We start from the raw sequence: 15,732 nt of genomic DNA, 5'->3' as shown, positions 1-15,732 counted from the left end.
ACCACGGGTTCGTGCCGGCGGAGGCCGGGACGAACCCGATAGGGATTGCTCAGCCCGCGATCTTCTCGATCGTCACCTGATCCAGTCCGAACTTCTTCCCGGCCTCCAGGATCTCCTGCCAGGTGGTCGGATCGACCGGAATGCCTTCGGCGAGCCGCTTCGTCTTGGTTTCGCGCTCGGGATCGCCGGCGATTTTCACCTTGTCGACGCCGGGGGCGGGCGGCGAGCCGGTGTGCCAGGCCACAAAACTCTCGACTTCGCGCGCCAGGTTCTCGCCGGTGCCGAGCTTGCCCGGGTCGATGATGATCGAGAGCATGCCGTTGAGGACGTTGTACTTGCCGTCGGACGGGCCCTTGACCGCCTGTCCGCCGGACAGCGCGCCGCCGAGGATCTCGCACACCAGCGCCAGCCCCGAACCCTTGTGCTCGCCGAACGGCAGGATGGCGCCGTGCGGCGGGATCACGGTGTAGCGCGGATTGGTGGTCGGCTTGCCTTCGTTGTCGATAATGGTGCCGGGCTCGAGCTCGACGCCCTTGTTGTGGGCGACGCGGGTCTTGCCCTGCGCGATCCTGCTGGTGGCGAAGTCGAGCACGATGGGGTCCTTGCCCCTGCGCGGAATGCCGACGCAGAACGGGTTGGTTCCGTGGCGCCCATCGCTGCCGCCCCAGGGCGCCACGATCGGGCGCGAGATCACGTTGACGAAGTGGATCGAGACCAGCCCGTGGTCGATGCACTGCTCGGCCCAGTGGCCGATGCGGCCGATATGGTGCGAGTTGGAGAGGCCGACGAGACACACGCCGTTGCGCTTGGCGCGCTCGGCAGCCAATTCCATCGCCTCATGGCCGATCACCTGGCCGTAGCCGGTGAGGCCGTCGAGGGTAAGAAGTGGACCAGTGTCGAGCACGATCTTGACGTGCTGGTTCACGGCGAGGCCGCCCGTGGTAACGCTCTGGACATAGCGCGGGATCATGCCGACACCGTGCGAGTCATGTCCTTTGAGGTTCGCCTCGACGAGGTTGGTGGACACGAGCTCGGCTTCGCGGTCCGTAGACCCGCCGGCCTTGACGATGGCACGGACGACGTTGGTGAGCGGCTCTGCCTTGATGGTGCGATAGTCGGCCATTGTTGTTGCTCTTATCCTTTCACGATCCGGCGGCAGTGGATCCATGCCGCTTCAATCAGGTTCTCGCTGGCTTCCGGCGTGCGGAACGCCGAATGCGCCGACAGCGTCACGTTTGGAAGCTTCGTCAGCGGATGATCGCCGGGCAGCGGCTCGATGTTGAAGACATCGAGGCCAGCGTGACGGATGTGGCCCGACTTCAGGGCGTCGATCATCGCGGCCTCGTCGACAACAGCGGCACGCGCGGTGTTGATGAGGATGACCCCGGGCTTCATCGCGAAAATCTTCTCGCGCGTGATCATGCCGCGCGTTTCGTCGTTGAGCAGAAGATGCAGCGACACGACGTCGCTTTTCGCCAGCACCGTGTCGAGATCGGCAAACTCGACGCCCGGAAAACTCTTCGGCGAGCGGTTCCAGGCGATCACCTTCATGCCGCTGCCGGATGCAATGCGAGCGACCTCGGCAGCGATCCCGCCAAAGCCGATCAGGCCGAGCGTCTTGCCGGTAAGCTGCATGCCGTCCTCGCGCAGCCAGCTGCCGGCGCGCATCTCGCGGTCCATCATCGCGATGACGCGGGCCGAGGCCCACATCAGCGCGATCGCGGATTCCGCCACCGCGGTGTCGCCATAGCCCTTGATCAGATGCACGGAGATGCCGAGCTCGGCGAGCTCCTCAGGATTCATGTAGCTGCGCGCGCCGGTGCCGAGGAACACGACGTGTTTCAGCCCTGCGCATTTCTTCGCGACCTCGGTCGGGAGCGCGGTGTGATCGACGATCGCGATCTCGGCGCCATCGAGGATCTCAGGATATTGCGCGGGCTTGATGTCGGGATCCCTGTTGATCCGCACCTTGGGATCGCCGGGCTGCTCAAGCCGCTCCATGATCATGGCGAGGGCTTCGTTGGCGTCGACGAAAACTCCGCGCATGGCTCTCTCCGGTCAGGATGCGACGCCAGCGATGGCCAGCACGGTGTGCATCAGCACGTTGGTGCCTGCGGCGCAGTCGGGCTGTGTGGCGTCCTCCAGCTCGTTGTGGCTGATGCCGTCCTTGCAGGGCACGAACACCATCGCCGCCGGCATGACGGTGTTGAGATTGCAGGCGTCGTGGCCGGCGCCGGAGGTGATGCGGCGCGAGGAGTAGCCGAGCGTCTTCGCCGCGTTTTCGACCGCGGCAATCAGCTTCGGATCGAAATGCGTCGGCGGCTTGCGCCAGACCAGGTCGATCTTGACGTCGACCTTGCGGCGCACGGCGATCTCGGCAATGGCGGCACGCAGGTCGCGATCGAGCGCATCCATGATCGCGCCGTCCGCGCTGCGGCAATCCATGGTGAAGGCGATCTCGCCGGGAATGACGTTGCGCGAGGGGTTGGCGATGACGGCCTCGCCGATGGTGCCGACCGCCTTCGGTCCGTGCTTCTTCGCAATGGCCTCCACCGCCAGCACGATCTCCGACAGTGTTGCCAGCGCATCGCGCCGCAGCGGCATCGGGGTCGATCCGGCATGGCTCTCGAAGCCGGAGATCTTTCCGTCGTACCAGAGCACGCCTTGGCCGGAATCGACCACGCCGATGGTCTTGCCCTCGGCTTCCAAAATAGGACCCTGCTCGATGTGCAGCTCGACGAAGCAGCCGAGCTTCTGGAAGCCGACCGGCTTGTCGCCGCGATAGCCGATGCTGTCGAGCGCCTGGCCGACGGTGGTGCCGTCGATGTCCTTGCGCGAGAGGATGTCGTCGGTGGTGAAGTCGCCGACATAGGCGGCGGACGCCATCATCGCCGGTGCGAAGCGCGAGCCTTCCTCATTGGTCCAGTTGACGATGCAGATCGGTGCTTCGGTCTCGATGCCGGCGTCGTTGAGCGTGCGGATCACTTCCAGCGCGCCGAGCGTCCCCAGAATGCCGTCATACTTGCCGCCGGTCGGCTGCGTGTCGAGATGCGACCCGATGCCCACGGGCAGCTTCGACATGTCGCGGCCCTTGCGCAGACCGAATTGCGAGCCGAGTGCGTCGGTGTGGACCTCGAGGCCGGCGTCCTCGCAGGCCTTGCGGAACCAGTCGCGAACCTGCTTGTCTTCGCTGCTCAGCGTCAGCCGCCGCACGCCGCCCTTGGCCGTCCCGCCGAATTGCGCGGTCTCTTGGATGGAGCCCCAGAGGCGGGCGGAATCGATTTGCAGGTTGGTGGCGGCTCGGCTCATGCGGTCGGTCTCTCGATTGTCCGGCGCCTGTTTCAATGACGCGCCAGCGCGGGCGCGTCAACAGTAACGCTGCTCTGCGCAATCTGACAGGCAAGCTCGGCGACGCGCTCTACCGCCACCACATCGGGCGAGGCCAGCCAGCTTGCGGTGAACGTCAGCGGCGCGATCGCAAGATCGGTGTCGAGCAGTTGCAGTCGCCCGTCGGCGAGCTCGTTCTCGACGATGGCGTCGGGGATCACCGCGATGCCGAGCCCTTCAACCGCCATGTGAATGACGGTCGCAAGCGACGCGGAGGCATGCAGCCGGATCGGCGGCAGCTCCGGCCGGTCGAACACCTCGCGCACGACTTCGTAAGGCTTGGTCTTGCGCGGGAAAGTGATGATCGGAAAGCGCGCGAGCTCCGCCGGCGTCACGGGTCCCTTGCCGAGGCCGAGCGAGGGGCTGGCGAGAAAGCCGATCGGGTAATCGGCGAGCACGCGATTGTGCACGCCGGAGGCCGACAATGGCCCGACCACGAAGGCAAGCTCGATCTCCTGCGCGAGCAGGCGCGCGGTGAGGTTCGGCGTGATGTCGACCTCGATCTCCAGCGACAGGTTCGGATAGATCTCGTTCACGCTCTTCACGAGCCGCGGCAGCCAGGTGTGCACGATGGTCTCGGCCACACCGAGCCGCATCACGCCGCGCATCGCGGAACGGTCGCCGATCTCGGCCATCATCTGCGCGCGCAGGCCAATCAGCTTCTCCGCATAGACCATCATCTGCCGGCCGCTCGGCGTCGGCGAGGCCACGCGATGATCGCGGTTGAGGAGCTTCACGCCCATCTCGCGCTCGAGCTGGGCGATGCGCTGGGAGATCGCCGGCTGGGTCGTATTGAGCCGTGCTGCAGCGCCGCGAAAGCTGCCGAGCTTCACAACCCAGAGGAAGGTTTCGATCGATCTGAAGTCCAGCATTGGAACGATTTTCCCGATCGATAAAGAATATTTATCGATATTGATTAGAAAGGAAGATTAGACTTTATAGCACGCTTGGTGTTGGCTTGTCTTTGTCGAGTTTATAGGCAGGTCGATCACATGACTGTTTTGGTGGCAGCGCAGCAAACTGAAACATCCGGCACCCTCCCGAGCCGTCAGGCCCGGCTCGCCTATCGCGGCGGTGAGGTGGGTTCCACCGCTGGGGTCGCCCCCGGCTTCGTCCAGGGCAATCTGGCGATCCTCCCCGCCGAATACGCCGGTGCCTTTCACCGCTTCTGCCAGCTCAACCCGAAGCCGTGCCCGATCATCGGCATGTCCGACGTCGGCAGCCCGCACATCCCCGCGCTCGGCGCCGATCTCGACATCCGCACCGATGTGCCGCGCTACCGTGTCTGGCGCGACGGCGAAGTCGTGGACGAGCCGACCGACGTCACCAAGTACTGGCGCGACGATCTCGTGACCTTCGTGCTCGGCTGCTCATTCTCGTTCGAGGAGGCACTGCTCGACGAGGGCATGCCGATCCGCCACATCGAGCAGAATGTGCGCGTGCCGATGTACCGCACCAACATCGCATGCGGCGAGGCCGGTCCGTTCGCCGGACCCATGGTGGTGTCGATGCGTCCGTTCAAGCCGGCCGATGCGATCCGCGCGGTGCAGATCACCTCGCGCTATCCGGCCGTGCACGGCGCGCCGGTGCATCTTGGTCATCCGCACCTGATCGGCATCAAGGACATCGCCAAGCCCGACTACGGTGATCCCGTGCCAGTCGCCGATGACGAGATCCCTGTGTTCTGGGCTTGCGGCGTCACGCCGCAATCAGTGATCAACGCCGCCAAGGTGCCGTTCGCAATCACGCATTCACCCGGCCTGATGCTGGTGACGGATCTGAAGAACAGGACCATGGCCGTGATTTAATGGGCAGCGTTTGCTGCTTCTTCAGGCTTTACGCTATCTGCCAATCGCTTCATTCGATACGCGCAATTCAGTAACAGGGGACTTTGCCCATGACGATCACTCGCCGCGACGTTCTGCTCGGAGCCACCGCCACCGCCGCGTTGATGCCGCTAGCCGCGCGCGCGCAAACCAACGAAGTGGTGATCGGCGCCACCTATCCGTTGTCGGGTTCGGGCGCCCAGGTGGGTGTCGATGCGCAACGCGCGTTCGAAACCGCGGTCGACATCATCAACAACGACCAGGACTTCGACCTTCCGCTCGCGAAGGGCCTGGGCTTGCCGGGTCTCGGCGGCGCCAAGATCCGTCTGGTGTACGCCGATACGCAGGGCGACCCGCAAAAGGGGCGCGCCGAAGCCGAGCGCCTGATCACGCAGGAAAAGGTCTCCGCCATCCTCGGTTCCTATCAGAGCGCGGTCGCGGTCACGATCAGCCAGATCTGCGAGCGTTACCAGACCCCGTTCCTGTCGGCAGACAACTCCTCGCCGAGCCTGCATCGCCGCGGCCTGAAGTATTATTTCCGCGCTGCGCCGCACGACGAGATGTTCTCGGCCGGGATGTTCGATTTCCTCGATGCGATGAAGAAGAAGGGCGCCAAGACCGACACGCTGGCGCTGTTCCACGAAGACACGATCTTCGGTACCGACTCCGCCAACGCCCAGACCAAGCTCGCGACCGAACGCGGCTACAAGATCGTCGCCGACATCAAGTACCGCGCCAACTCGCCGTCGCTGTCGGCTGAAGTCCAGCAGCTCAAGGCCGCCAATGCCGACGTGCTGCTGCCCTCGAGCTACACCACCGACGGCATCCTGCTGGTCAAGACTATGGCCGAGCTCGGCTACAAGCCGAACGCCATCGTGGCGCAGGCCGCCGGCTTCTCCGAAAAGGCACTTTACGACGCCGTCGGCGACAAGCTCGAAGGCGCGATCACCCGCGGCAGCTTCTCGCTCGATCTCGCCGCGAAGCGGCCGATGGTCGGCAAGATCAACGATCTGTTCAAGGCGAAGTCGGGCAAGGACCTCAACGATAACACCTCGCGGCAGTTCATGGCGATGATCATCATCGCGGACGCCATCAACCGCGCCAAGTCCACCGACGGCGAGAAGATCCGCGACGCGATGGCCGCAACCGAAATTCCGGGCGAGCAGACCATCATGCCCTGGAAGCGCGTCAAGTTCGACGACATGGGCCAGAACAACGACGCCGATCCGGTGCTGCTGCAATATATCGGCGGCAAGTTCGTCACCATCTTCCCGTCGCAGGCGGCGGTTGCCGATGCGATCTGGCCGATGAAGTAAAGCGACCAGGTTGCGGGCGGGGGACGAAGCAACGTGACAGCCGAGACCATTATCCAAAGCCTGGCGAGCGGCCTCTTGATGGGGCTGCTCTACGGACTGATCGCCGTTGGCCTGGCGCTGATCTTCGGCCTGATGGACGTGGTCAACTTCGCCCATGGCGAGTTCCTGATGCTCGCGATGTACGTGACTTTCTTCCTGTTCACGTTCTTCGCGATCGATCCACTGCTGTCGGCGCCACTGGCCGCCGCCGCCTTGTTTGTTCTGGGGGCGGTGGTCTATCTCGTGGTCGTCCGGTTTGCGATGCGCGCCAAGGCCAATGTCGGCATGGTGCAGATCTTCGCGACCTTTGGCCTAGCGATCGTGATGCGCGGCCTGGCGCAGCTGTTCTTCACGGCCGACTATCGCAGCGTCCCCAACTCATGGCTCGGCGGCAAGACGATATCGGTCGCCGGGATATTCCTGCCGCAGCCGCAGCTCTTCGGCGCGCTGGTCGCGATCGCGGCGTTCGGCGGGCTCTACCTCTTCATCAACCGCACCGATTTCGGCCGCGCCCTGGAGGCGACCCGTGAGGATCCCGGTGCCGTGGCCCTCGTCGGCATCGACAAGAACCGCGTGTTCGCGCTCGGCTGGGGCCTCGGCGCTGCCCTGGTGGGGCTCGCCGGCGCCATCATGGCGAGCTTCTTCTACATCTATCCCGACGTCGGCGCATCCTTTGCACTGATCGCCTATGTCACGGTGGCGCTTGGCGGCTTCGGCAGCGTGTTCGGCGCCTTCGCCGGCGGCATTATCGTGGGTCTCGTTGAGGCCACAACTGCGCTCGTGCTGCCGCCATCATTGAAGTCGGTCGGCATCTATGCCGTCTATCTCCTCGTGGTCTTCATCCGGCCACGCGGCCTGTTCGGATCGATGTGAGATGGACAAGAGCTTCACAGAGCGGCGTCGCCGCGAACTCCTCGTTGCGGCTTGCCTTGCGGTCGCCGCGGCGCTTGTGCCGCTGTTCGTCAAGAATCCAAACGTCCAGAACATCATGATTTTGACGCTGATGTTCGGGGCGCTGTCGCAGAGCTGGAACATCCTTTCGGGCTATTGCGGGCAGATATCGCTCGGGCATGCCCTCTATTTCGGTTTGGGCGCCTATACCACCACACTCTTGTTCACGAAGTTCGGCGTGCCGCCCTGGTTCGGCATGCTCGCCGGCGGCGCCATCTCCGCCTTGATCGCGATGGCGCTCGGCTATCCCTGTTTCCGCCTTGGTGGCCACTACTTTGCGATCGCCACCATCGTGATCGCCGAGATCGGCTTGCTGCTGATCCAGAACTGGGAGTGGGCGGGTGCGGCCCTCGGCATCGAAATGCCCGTGCGCGGCGATAGCTGGCTGAAATTCCAGTTCGCCCGCAGCAAGCTGCCGTACTTCTATTTCGCGCTGGCGCTCGCCTGCATCGCCTGGTTCGTCACCTGGTGGCTGGAAGATTCCAAATGGGGCTATTGGTGGCGCGCGGTGAAGGATAATCCCGATGCAGCCCAGAGCCTCGGCGTGGTTGTGTTCGATTCCAAGATGGGAGCTGCGGCTGTCTCCGCCTTCCTGGTCGCGATCGGCGGTAGCTTCTATGCCATGTACGTGTCCTATATCGACCCCGGCAGCGTCATGGGCTTCCAGTTCTCGCTGCTGATGGCGCTGCCGGCGGTACTGGGTGGCATCGGCACGCTGTGGGGGCCGCTGCTCGGCGCGGTCATCCTGATTCCGCTCACCGAGCTGACGCGCTCCTATATCGGCGGCTCCGGCCGCGGCGTCGATCTCATCGTCTATGGCACGCTGATCGTCGTGATTGCGCTGGCACGGCCGGAAGGTCTGATCGGGCTGTTCTCGCGCCGCAAGGAGGCTGCACGATGACGGCTCTCCTCGAAACCCGCGGCGTCTGGCAGCGTTTCGGCGGCCTCGTCGCCAACAGCGATGTCTCGATCTCGGTCGGACGCGGCGAGATCGTCGGCCTGATCGGTCCCAACGGCGCCGGCAAGTCGACGCTGTTCAATCTCATCGCCGGCGTGCTGCCGCCGACGCAGGGCTCGATCATCTTCGACGGAGAGGATGTGACCAACCTGCCGGCGGCGGAACGTTGCCAGCGCGGCGTCGGGCGCACCTTCCAGGTCGTCAAGAGCTTCGAGACCATGACCGTCATCGACAACGTCATCGTCGGTGCTCTCGTGCGCAATACTGTGATGCGCGAAGCCCGACGCAAGGCGCATGAAGTGCTGGAGTTCACCGGCCTCGCCGCCCGCGCGGACGTGCTCGCGAGCGACCTCGTGCCGGCTGAAAAGCGCCGCCTCGAAGTCGCGCGTGCGCTCGCAACCGAACCGAAACTCCTGCTGCTCGATGAAGTCCTCACCGGCCTGACGCCGACCGAGGCGCAGACAGGCGTCGCGCTGGTGCGCAAGGTTCGCGATGCCGGCATCACCGTGTTGATGGTCGAGCACGTCATGGAGATCGTGATGCCGCTGGTCGATCGCGCCATCGTGCTCGACCTCGGCAAGGTGCTGGTCGAGGGCAAGCCGTCTGATGTCGTCCGCGATCCCAAGGTGATCAGCGCATATCTGGGAGATCGTCATGCTGTCGGTGCATGAAGTCACGACCGCCTATCAGGGCCTGGTCGCGATCTCCGCGGTCTCGATCGAGGTCGAAAGGGGCGAGATCGTCTGCGTGGCCGGCGCCAACGGCGCGGGCAAGTCGACCTTGCTGAAATCCATCGCCGGCGCCGAACGCCCGCGTTCGGGCACGGTGACGTTTGACGGCAAGCGCCTCGACGGCATGGCGCAGCACCACATCACCGCCACCGGCATCGCCTATGTGCCGGAAAACCGCCGCCTGTTCCCGCGCCTCTCAGTGCGCGACAATCTCCGCCTCGGCAGCTATCTGTATCGCAGCGAAGCGAACCGCGAAGAGCCGCTCGATCTCGTCTTCAAACTGTTCCCGCGCCTGTCCGAACGTCTTGAGCAGCGCGCCGAGACACTCTCCGGCGGCGAGCAGCAGATGCTCGCGATCGGCCGCGCATTGATGACGCGTCCGCGTCTGTTGATGCTGGACGAGCCCTCGCAAGGCATCATGCCGAAGCTGGTGGACGAGATCTTCCAGGCGGTGAAGCGCATCCGCGATGCCGGCATGACCGTGCTGATCGTCGAGCAGCGCATGGCCGAGTGCCTCGAGATCGCCGACCGCGCCTACATCCTGCAAACCGGTCGCGTGCTGATGCAGGGTGCCTCGGCGGAGATCAGGGGCAATCCGGATGTGAGGAAGGCGTATCTGGGGCTGTAGCCGCACGCACAGTGCAGTAGCCCGGATGAGCGCAGCGATATCCGGGGCAAGTGGTCCCGCATGTCGCTTCGCTCATGCGGGCTACGATCGTCGCCACAACCTCCGTCATTGCGAGCGCAGCGAAGCAATCCAGAATCCCTCCGCGGAAAGACTCTGGATTGCTTCGCTACGCTCGCAATGACTGGGACAGAGCCGGGCTAATGCTCGTGCCCATGCTCCGGCAATGTCACCCCGAACACCTTCACCAGATCCTTCACCTGCTCCGGTGACAAATACCGCGGGTTCATCCCGCGCAGCAGCAGGTAGAGCTTCGCCGTCTCCTCCAGCTCCTCGGTCGCGAACACCGCAGCCTCCAGCGTGTCGCCGGCGACGACCGGGCCGTGATTGGCGAGCAGCACGGATGAATACTTCCCCGCCAGTCCCTTGATCGCATCCGCGACGGCGGGGTCGCCGGGCCGGTAGTAGGGCACGAGCGCGGTGGCGCCGCATTTCATCAGACAATAGGCCGTCATCGGCGGCAGCGCGGCGCGCGGATCGATTTCCGGCAGCATCGAGAGCGCAACCGAATGGGTGGAGTGCAGGTGCACGATGGCGCGTGCACTGCCGCGCGTGTCGTAGAGCGCGGTGTGCAGGGGAATTTCCTTGGTTGGCGCATCCCCCGAGATCAGGCGGCCCTGGCCGTCCAGCCGCGACAGTTTCGCTGGATCGAGGAAGCCGAGCGAGGCGTTGGTCGGCGTCACCAGCCAGCCGCCGTCATCCAGCTTGACGCTGATATTGCCGGAGGAGCCCGGCGTCAGCCCGCGCTCGAACAGGGAACGTCCGAAGCGGCAGATATCCTCACGCAGCAATGTCTCGTTGCTCATGGCCGTCATGCCTGCTTGTCTCACGCTTTGGCAGCGCGGCCAAGCCGTGTTATTCGGGTTGGTAAGCCGCCGCAAAGGCTGGCCATCCGGGAAACGTTCGCAAGAATAAGTTGAAGGGTCAGTTGCATGTCCGCCACCACGTCACAGAATCAGCGCATCGCCGTCGTCGGGCTCGGCTCGATGGGATATGGCATGGCGACCTCGCTGAAGCGCGCCGGCCATGCCGTCACCGGCTGCGACGTTTCAGCCGAAGCCGTGGCGCGCTTCGTGAACGATGGCGGCGGCGGCGCCAAGACACCGGCAGAGGCAGCCAAGGACGCCGATATCGTCGTCAGCGTCGTCGTCAATGCCGCACAGACCGAGACGATCCTGTTTGGGAAGGACGGCGTCGCCGAGACCATGCCGAAGGACAGCGTCTTCATATCTTCGGCCACCATGGACCCGGACGTTGCGCGACGCCTCGCAAAACAGCTGGAGGCGACCGGCCGGCATTATCTGGATGCGCCGATCTCCGGCGGCGCGCAGCGCGCCGCGCAAGGCGAATTGACGATCCTCGCCTCCGGCAGCTCCGCCGCCTTCACAAAGGCGCGGCCGGCGCTCGATGCCATGGCCGCAAAGCTCTACGAGCTCGGCGACGCCGCAGGGCAGGGCGCGGCCTTCAAGATGATCAACCAGTTGCTGGCCGGCGTGCACATCGCTGCCGCCTCGGAAGCGATCGCGTTCGCCGCCAAGCAGGGCCTCGACATCCGCAAGGTCTATGAGGTGATCACGGCCTCCGCCGGCAATTCCTGGATGTTCGAGAACCGCATGCCGCACGTCCTCGACGGCGATTACACGCCGCGCAGCGCGGTGGAAATCTTCGTCAAGGACCTCGGCATCATCCAGGACATGGCGCGCAGCGCCAGGTTCCCGGTGCCGGTCTCCGCCGCAGCACTCCAGATGTTCCTGATGACATCAGCCGCCGGCATGGGCCGCGACGACGATGCCTCGGTCGCGCGCATGTATGCGCAGGTCACCGGCGTCAAACTTCCCGGCGACAAGTAGAGCCAAGAGGATTTCCAATGCCCCGTTTCGCCGCCAACCTCTCGATGATGTTCACCGAGGTGCCGTTCCTCGATCGCTTCGATGCCGCAGCGCAGGCCGGCTTCACCGCCGTCGAATTTCTCTTTCCCTATGAGCATCCGGCCGAGGCGGTTGGCGAGCGGCTCAAGCGCAACGGTCTGACCCAGGCGCTGTTCAACTTGCCGCCAGGCAACTGGAATGCCGGCGAAAAGGGCTTTGCGGCGCTTCCCCAGCGCTTCGCCGATCTCAAGGCAAGTCTCGAGACCGCGTTGCCTTACGCCAAGGCGACCGGCGTCAAGCGGCTGCATCTGATGGCCGGCATCGCCAATCGCGGCGAACGCGTCGCCATCGAAGCGTTCTACAAATCGGTGGCATGGGCGGCGGAGTTCTTCGCCCCGCACGGCATCGACATCGTGATCGAGCCGATCAATGCCCGCAACGTGCCCGGCTACTTTCTCAACGATTTCGGCTTCGCGCGCGACCTGATCCAGGAATTGCGGCTTCCGAACCTCAAGCTCCAGTTCGACATCTACCACTGCCAGATCATCCACGGCGACGTCACCATGCGGCTGCGCGAGATGATGCCGATCATCGGCCACGTCCAGATCGCCAGCATTCCCTCACGCAACGAGCCCGACGGCGAGGAACTGAACTATCCCTTCCTGTTCGAGGAACTCGACCGGCTCGGCTATGCCGGCTTCGTCGGCTGCGAATACAATCCGCGTGGCAAGACCACCGATGGCCTCGCCTGGTTCAAGCCTTACGCGGGAGTGAAGCCGTGAGCCTCGCAGCGAAAATTTCTCTTGGCTGCATCGCCGACGACTACACCGGCGCCTCCGATCTCGCCAACACGCTGACGCGCGCGGGCCTGCGCACGGTGCAGACCATCGGCATACCCGCCGATGATCTGGCGCTGCCCGAGGTCGATGCCGTCGTGGTGTCCTTGAAGAGCCGCTCGATCGAGGCCGGCCTTGCCGTGTCGCGCTCGCGCGCGGCGGACAAATGGCTGCGCGGCCGCGGCGCGGGCCATGTGCTGTTCAAGATCTGCTCGACTTTCGATTCCACGGATGCCGGCAATATCGGCCCGGTGATGGACGCGTTGCGCGCCGATTGCGGCGAGGGGAATGTGCTGGTGACACCGGCGTTTCCGGAGACCGGCCGCACCGTCTACCAGGGCAATCTCTTCGTCGGTGCCGTGCCGCTGAACGAGAGCCCGCTGAAGGACCACCCGCTCAACCCGATGCACGATTCCAACCTGGTGCGCGTGCTGGCGCGCCAGAGCAAGACGCAAATCGGCCTCGTCGACCTCGCCACCGTCACCCGCGGCGCAGACGCCGTGCGGGCGCGGCTGGCCGAACTCGCGGGCAAGGGCATTGGCGCTGCGATCATCGATGCCGTGTTCGACCGCGATCTCGAGACCATCGGCCTCGTGGCGGCCGAACATCGGCTGTCGGTCGGCGCCTCCGGCATCGGCCTTGGGCTGGCGCGGGCGCTGGTCTCGACGGGAAAAGTCAAATCGGCTGCGGCGAGCGGCGACACCGGCGCTGCGGTCGGCGGCCCGGCGGCGTGCCTGGCCGGAAGCTGCTCGCAAGCGACGCTCAAGCAGATCGCCAGCGCTGAAAAGGTCATGCCGGTGCTTCATCTCGACCCTGACCGTATTCTTACGGGAGCGGGCGAAGCGCAGCGTGCGCTGGGCTGGGCAAAGCCACGTTTGGCCGAGGGTCCGGTGCTGATCGCATCGAGCTCGACACCGGATCAGGTCGCCGCGCTCCAGTCGCGTCACGGCTGTGACGCGGCCGGGCATGCCATCGAGCAGGCGATGGCCGATATCGCAGAAAGCCTTGTGAAATCAGGCGTGCGGCGTTTGGTCGTTGCCGGTGGCGAAACGTCAGGCGCCGTCGTCGATCGGTTGAAGATTCCCGGATTTCTCGTAGGAGTAGAAATTGCCGCGGGCGTTCCGGTGCTGCGCGCGGTCGGCGCTGGAGGCGACATGCTGCTCGCACTCAAGTCCGGAAATTTCGGTGGGCCGGAGTTTTTCTCGGATGCGCTTGGGCTCATGCGCTGAGCGCGGGGCGTTCTTAGCTGCCTGTTCATCTCTTTCAGGCTCCGTATCCGTACGGAGTCGTAGTCAACATCCGCTCAGTCGCTCTGTTGCATGATGTCGGCGTCGCTCCCTTTTGGTTGATTCTTTGACCTCCGGACGCGCGCCGGCGCCAGCACAACGAGAGCCGATTATGTTCGCCACCATTTCCATTCGTGCCAAGATCATCAGCGTCGTGGCGTTCCTGCTGGTCGCGATGGCCGGCATGGGTCTGCTCGCCGTCATGAAGATGCGGTCGATGAATGCCAACACCACCGACATCACGACCAGCTGGATGCCCAGCGTGCGGGTGCTGGGTGATCTGCGCGCAGGCGTGATTACCTATCGCAACGTGATTCGCGAGCACATGCTCGCAGAGACGCTGGAGGAGAAGCTCGCGTCGGAGAAGACCCTCGCGACAGTGGTGGAGGCGAACACCAAATTCCGTCAAAGCTACGAGCCGATGATCACGTCGCCGGAGGAACGGGCACTCTACGTTGAATGGTCGAAGATCTGGGATGAGTACAAGAAGGGCACCCAGGAGGTCATGGCGCTGTCGCGCAAGGAGGCCGGCAAGGTCCCGCACGAGGCGCATGAGCTGAACACCAAGACCGTCAACAAGATCGGACTTCAGGCCGACGAGGTCCTGCGCAAGGACATCGAGCTCAACACCAAGGGCGGCGATCAGGCCGCGCAGGACGCCGCCGACAGCTATTTCTATGCCTTCATGCTGGTCTCGATCATTCTCGGTGTTGCCGTCGTCATCGGCACGGGCGTCGGCTTCTACCTCGTCCACGACGTCTCCAGCGGCATCAACTCGATCGTCGAGCCGATGCAGGCGCTCGGCAAGGGTGACCTTTCCGCCGATGTCCCCCATCGCGGCGAGAAGACCGAGATTGGCGCCATGGCTGACGTGCTCCAGGTCTTCAAGGAGGCGCTGATCGCCAAGAAGGCCGCCGACGAGGCAGCTGCGGCTGACGCCGAAGCCAAGATCGAGCGCGGCCGCCGCGTCGACAACATCACCCGCGAATTCGAATCGATGATCGGCGAGATCGTCCAGACCGTGTCCTCGGCCTCGACCCAGTTGGAGGCCTCCGCCTCGACCCTGACCTCGACCGCCGACCGATCCCAGAGGCTGGCGACCACGGTTGCCGGCGCTTCGGAGGAAGCCTCGACCAACGTGCAGTCGGTGGCCTCGGCGACCGAGGAGATGGCGTCGTCGGTGGGCGAGATCAGCCGTCAGGTGCAGGAATCAGCGCGGATGGCGGGCGACGCTGTCGGCCAGGCACGCGCCACCACCGAGCGCGTCAGCGAGCTTTCCAAGGCGGCGTCCCGCATCGGCGACGTCGTCGAGCTGATCAACACCATCGCCGGCCAGACCAATCTGCTGGCGCTCAACGCGACCATCGAGGCGGCGCGCGCAGGTGAAGCCGGCCGCGGCTTCGCGGTGGTGGCGTCCGAGGTGAAGGCGCTCGCAGAACAGACCGCCAAGGCGACCGGCGAGATCGGCCAGCAGATCTCCGGCATCCAGGCGGCGACCAACGACTCGGTCGGCGCGATCAAGGAGATCTCCTCGACCATCGAGCGGCTCTCCGAAATCTCGTCGGCGATCGCAGCCGCCGTGGAAGAGCAGGGCGCAGCCACCCAGGAGATCGCCCGCAACGTGCAGCAGGCAGCGCAGGGCACCCAGCAGGTCTCCTCCAACATCACCGACGTGCAACGCGGTGCGACCGAGACCGGCACGGCCTCCTCGCAGGTGCTGTCGGCGGCGCAGATGCTGTCGAACGACTCCAACCGGCTGAAGACTGAAGTCAGCAAGTTCCTGACCAACGTCCGCGCGGCGTAAAGTCGCCGGAATAGGTACTCGACTACGCAGGAGCGGCGCCATCGG

Annotated in this window: 15 protein-coding genes; 10 read left to right on the top strand and 5 right to left on the bottom strand. The window is 64.6% G+C overall.

The genetic code is table 11. The features are described 5' to 3' along the window. Positions 1–49: 49 nt before the first annotated feature. From AC1RR3_RS05815 to AC1RR3_RS05800, 4 genes are read right to left on the bottom strand one after another with little or no spacing between them, the layout of a single operon-like run. Positions 50–1,123 (bottom strand): malate/lactate/ureidoglycolate dehydrogenase, encoded by a 1,074-nt coding sequence (locus tag AC1RR3_RS05815; RefSeq protein WP_492820284.1) that lies wholly within the window; start codon positions 1,121–1,123, stop codon positions 50–52. Between the two features lie 11 nt (positions 1,124–1,134). Continuing rightward, on the bottom strand, positions 1,135–2,046 hold the full coding sequence (locus AC1RR3_RS05810; protein WP_492820282.1) for an NAD(P)-dependent oxidoreductase: 912 nt from the start codon (positions 2,044–2,046) through the stop codon (positions 1,135–1,137). Between the two features lie 12 nt (positions 2,047–2,058). After that, complete coding sequence (locus tag AC1RR3_RS05805) at positions 2,059–3,309, bottom strand: Zn-dependent hydrolase (RefSeq protein ID WP_492820280.1); 1,251 nt, start codon at positions 3,307–3,309, stop codon at positions 2,059–2,061. A gap of 32 nt (positions 3,310–3,341) precedes the next feature. Then, positions 3,342–4,259, bottom strand: coding sequence for a LysR family transcriptional regulator (locus tag AC1RR3_RS05800; protein WP_492820278.1), 918 nt, complete (start codon positions 4,257–4,259; stop codon positions 3,342–3,344). A gap of 120 nt (positions 4,260–4,379) precedes the next feature. Between AC1RR3_RS05800 and AC1RR3_RS05795 the strand changes: the two genes are divergently transcribed. The 6 genes from AC1RR3_RS05795 to AC1RR3_RS05770 all read left to right on the top strand — a co-directional run bounded on the left by AC1RR3_RS05795 (position 4,380) and on the right by AC1RR3_RS05770 (position 9,836). Then, on the top strand, positions 4,380–5,195 hold the full coding sequence (locus tag AC1RR3_RS05795; RefSeq protein ID WP_492820276.1) for a putative hydro-lyase: 816 nt from the start codon (positions 4,380–4,382) through the stop codon (positions 5,193–5,195). A gap of 89 nt (positions 5,196–5,284) precedes the next feature. Then, positions 5,285–6,529: an ABC transporter substrate-binding protein gene (locus AC1RR3_RS05790; RefSeq protein ID WP_492820274.1), complete on the top strand. Its 1,245-nt coding sequence runs from the start codon at positions 5,285–5,287 to the stop codon at positions 6,527–6,529. Positions 6,530–6,562: 33 nt separating this feature from the next. Then, entirely contained in the window at positions 6,563–7,441 is an 879-nt protein-coding gene (locus tag AC1RR3_RS05785) for a branched-chain amino acid ABC transporter permease (protein ID WP_492820272.1), read from the top strand. Between the two features lies 1 nt (position 7,442). After that, entirely contained in the window at positions 7,443–8,420 is a 978-nt protein-coding gene (locus AC1RR3_RS05780) for a branched-chain amino acid ABC transporter permease (protein ID WP_492820270.1), read from the top strand. Further along, positions 8,417–9,148, top strand: a complete 732-nt coding sequence (locus tag AC1RR3_RS05775; RefSeq protein WP_492820268.1) for an ABC transporter ATP-binding protein — start codon at positions 8,417–8,419, stop codon at positions 9,146–9,148. Before AC1RR3_RS05780 ends, AC1RR3_RS05775 begins: the two co-directional genes overlap by 4 nt. Beyond that, entirely contained in the window at positions 9,132–9,836 is a 705-nt protein-coding gene (locus AC1RR3_RS05770) for an ABC transporter ATP-binding protein (protein ID WP_492820266.1), read from the top strand. Before AC1RR3_RS05775 ends, AC1RR3_RS05770 begins: the two co-directional genes overlap by 17 nt. Positions 9,837–10,033: 197 nt before the next feature. Here the strand turns inward: AC1RR3_RS05770 and otnC are convergent, their stop codons facing one another. Next, positions 10,034–10,708 carry a 3-oxo-tetronate 4-phosphate decarboxylase gene (gene otnC / locus AC1RR3_RS05765; RefSeq protein WP_492820264.1) on the bottom strand — a complete coding sequence of 225 codons (675 nt, stop codon included), beginning with the start codon at positions 10,706–10,708 and terminating at the stop codon, positions 10,034–10,036. Positions 10,709–10,825: 117 nt separating this feature from the next. On the opposite strand from otnC, the gene ltnD reads away from it, so the two are divergent. The 4 genes from ltnD to AC1RR3_RS05745 all read left to right on the top strand — a co-directional run bounded on the left by ltnD (position 10,826) and on the right by AC1RR3_RS05745 (position 15,687). Then, positions 10,826–11,743 (top strand): L-threonate dehydrogenase, encoded by a 918-nt coding sequence (ltnD, locus tag AC1RR3_RS05760; RefSeq protein WP_492820262.1) that lies wholly within the window; start codon positions 10,826–10,828, stop codon positions 11,741–11,743. A 17-nt stretch (positions 11,744–11,760) separates the two neighbouring features. Next, positions 11,761–12,543, top strand: coding sequence for a 2-oxo-tetronate isomerase (otnI, locus tag AC1RR3_RS05755; protein ID WP_492820260.1), 783 nt, complete (start codon positions 11,761–11,763; stop codon positions 12,541–12,543). Beyond that, positions 12,540–13,826 carry a 3-oxo-tetronate kinase gene (otnK, locus tag AC1RR3_RS05750; RefSeq protein ID WP_492820258.1) on the top strand — a complete coding sequence of 429 codons (1,287 nt, stop codon included), beginning with the start codon at positions 12,540–12,542 and terminating at the stop codon, positions 13,824–13,826. The genes otnI and otnK overlap by 4 nt, the downstream gene beginning before the upstream one ends. Before the next feature lie 169 nt (positions 13,827–13,995). Continuing rightward, positions 13,996–15,687, top strand: coding sequence for a methyl-accepting chemotaxis protein (locus AC1RR3_RS05745; RefSeq protein ID WP_492820256.1), 1,692 nt, complete (start codon positions 13,996–13,998; stop codon positions 15,685–15,687). Positions 15,688–15,732 lie beyond the last annotated feature (45 nt).

Source organism: Bradyrhizobium sp. GW821-FHT13H05, from assembly GCF_058804065.1.
This window is presented reverse-complemented; position numbering and strand designations above follow the sequence as displayed.

Bases quoted from the DNA above. Each gene is read 5' to 3' on its own strand.
- AC1RR3_RS05815 (WP_492820284.1), bottom strand. From the start codon at position 1,123: ATGGCCGACTATCGCACCATCAAGGCAGAGCCGCTCACCAACGTCGTC.
- AC1RR3_RS05810 (WP_492820282.1), bottom strand. From the start codon at position 2,046: ATGCGCGGAGTTTTCGTCGACGCCAACGAAGCCCTCGCCATGATCATG.
- AC1RR3_RS05805 (WP_492820280.1), bottom strand. From the start codon at position 3,309: ATGAGCCGAGCCGCCACCAACCTGCAAATCGATTCCGCCCGCCTCTGG.
- AC1RR3_RS05800 (WP_492820278.1), bottom strand. From the start codon at position 4,259: ATGCTGGACTTCAGATCGATCGAAACCTTCCTCTGGGTTGTGAAGCTC.
- AC1RR3_RS05795 (WP_492820276.1), top strand. From the start codon at position 4,380: ATGACTGTTTTGGTGGCAGCGCAGCAAACTGAAACATCCGGCACCCTC.
- AC1RR3_RS05790 (WP_492820274.1), top strand. From the start codon at position 5,285: ATGACGATCACTCGCCGCGACGTTCTGCTCGGAGCCACCGCCACCGCC.
- AC1RR3_RS05780 (WP_492820270.1), top strand. From the start codon at position 7,443: ATGGACAAGAGCTTCACAGAGCGGCGTCGCCGCGAACTCCTCGTTGCG.
- AC1RR3_RS05775 (WP_492820268.1), top strand. From the start codon at position 8,417: ATGACGGCTCTCCTCGAAACCCGCGGCGTCTGGCAGCGTTTCGGCGGC.
- AC1RR3_RS05770 (WP_492820266.1), top strand. From the start codon at position 9,132: ATGCTGTCGGTGCATGAAGTCACGACCGCCTATCAGGGCCTGGTCGCG.
- otnC (WP_492820264.1), bottom strand. From the start codon at position 10,708: ATGACGGCCATGAGCAACGAGACATTGCTGCGTGAGGATATCTGCCGC.
- ltnD (WP_492820262.1), top strand. From the start codon at position 10,826: ATGTCCGCCACCACGTCACAGAATCAGCGCATCGCCGTCGTCGGGCTC.
- otnI (WP_492820260.1), top strand. From the start codon at position 11,761: ATGCCCCGTTTCGCCGCCAACCTCTCGATGATGTTCACCGAGGTGCCG.
- AC1RR3_RS05745 (WP_492820256.1), top strand. From the start codon at position 13,996: ATGTTCGCCACCATTTCCATTCGTGCCAAGATCATCAGCGTCGTGGCG.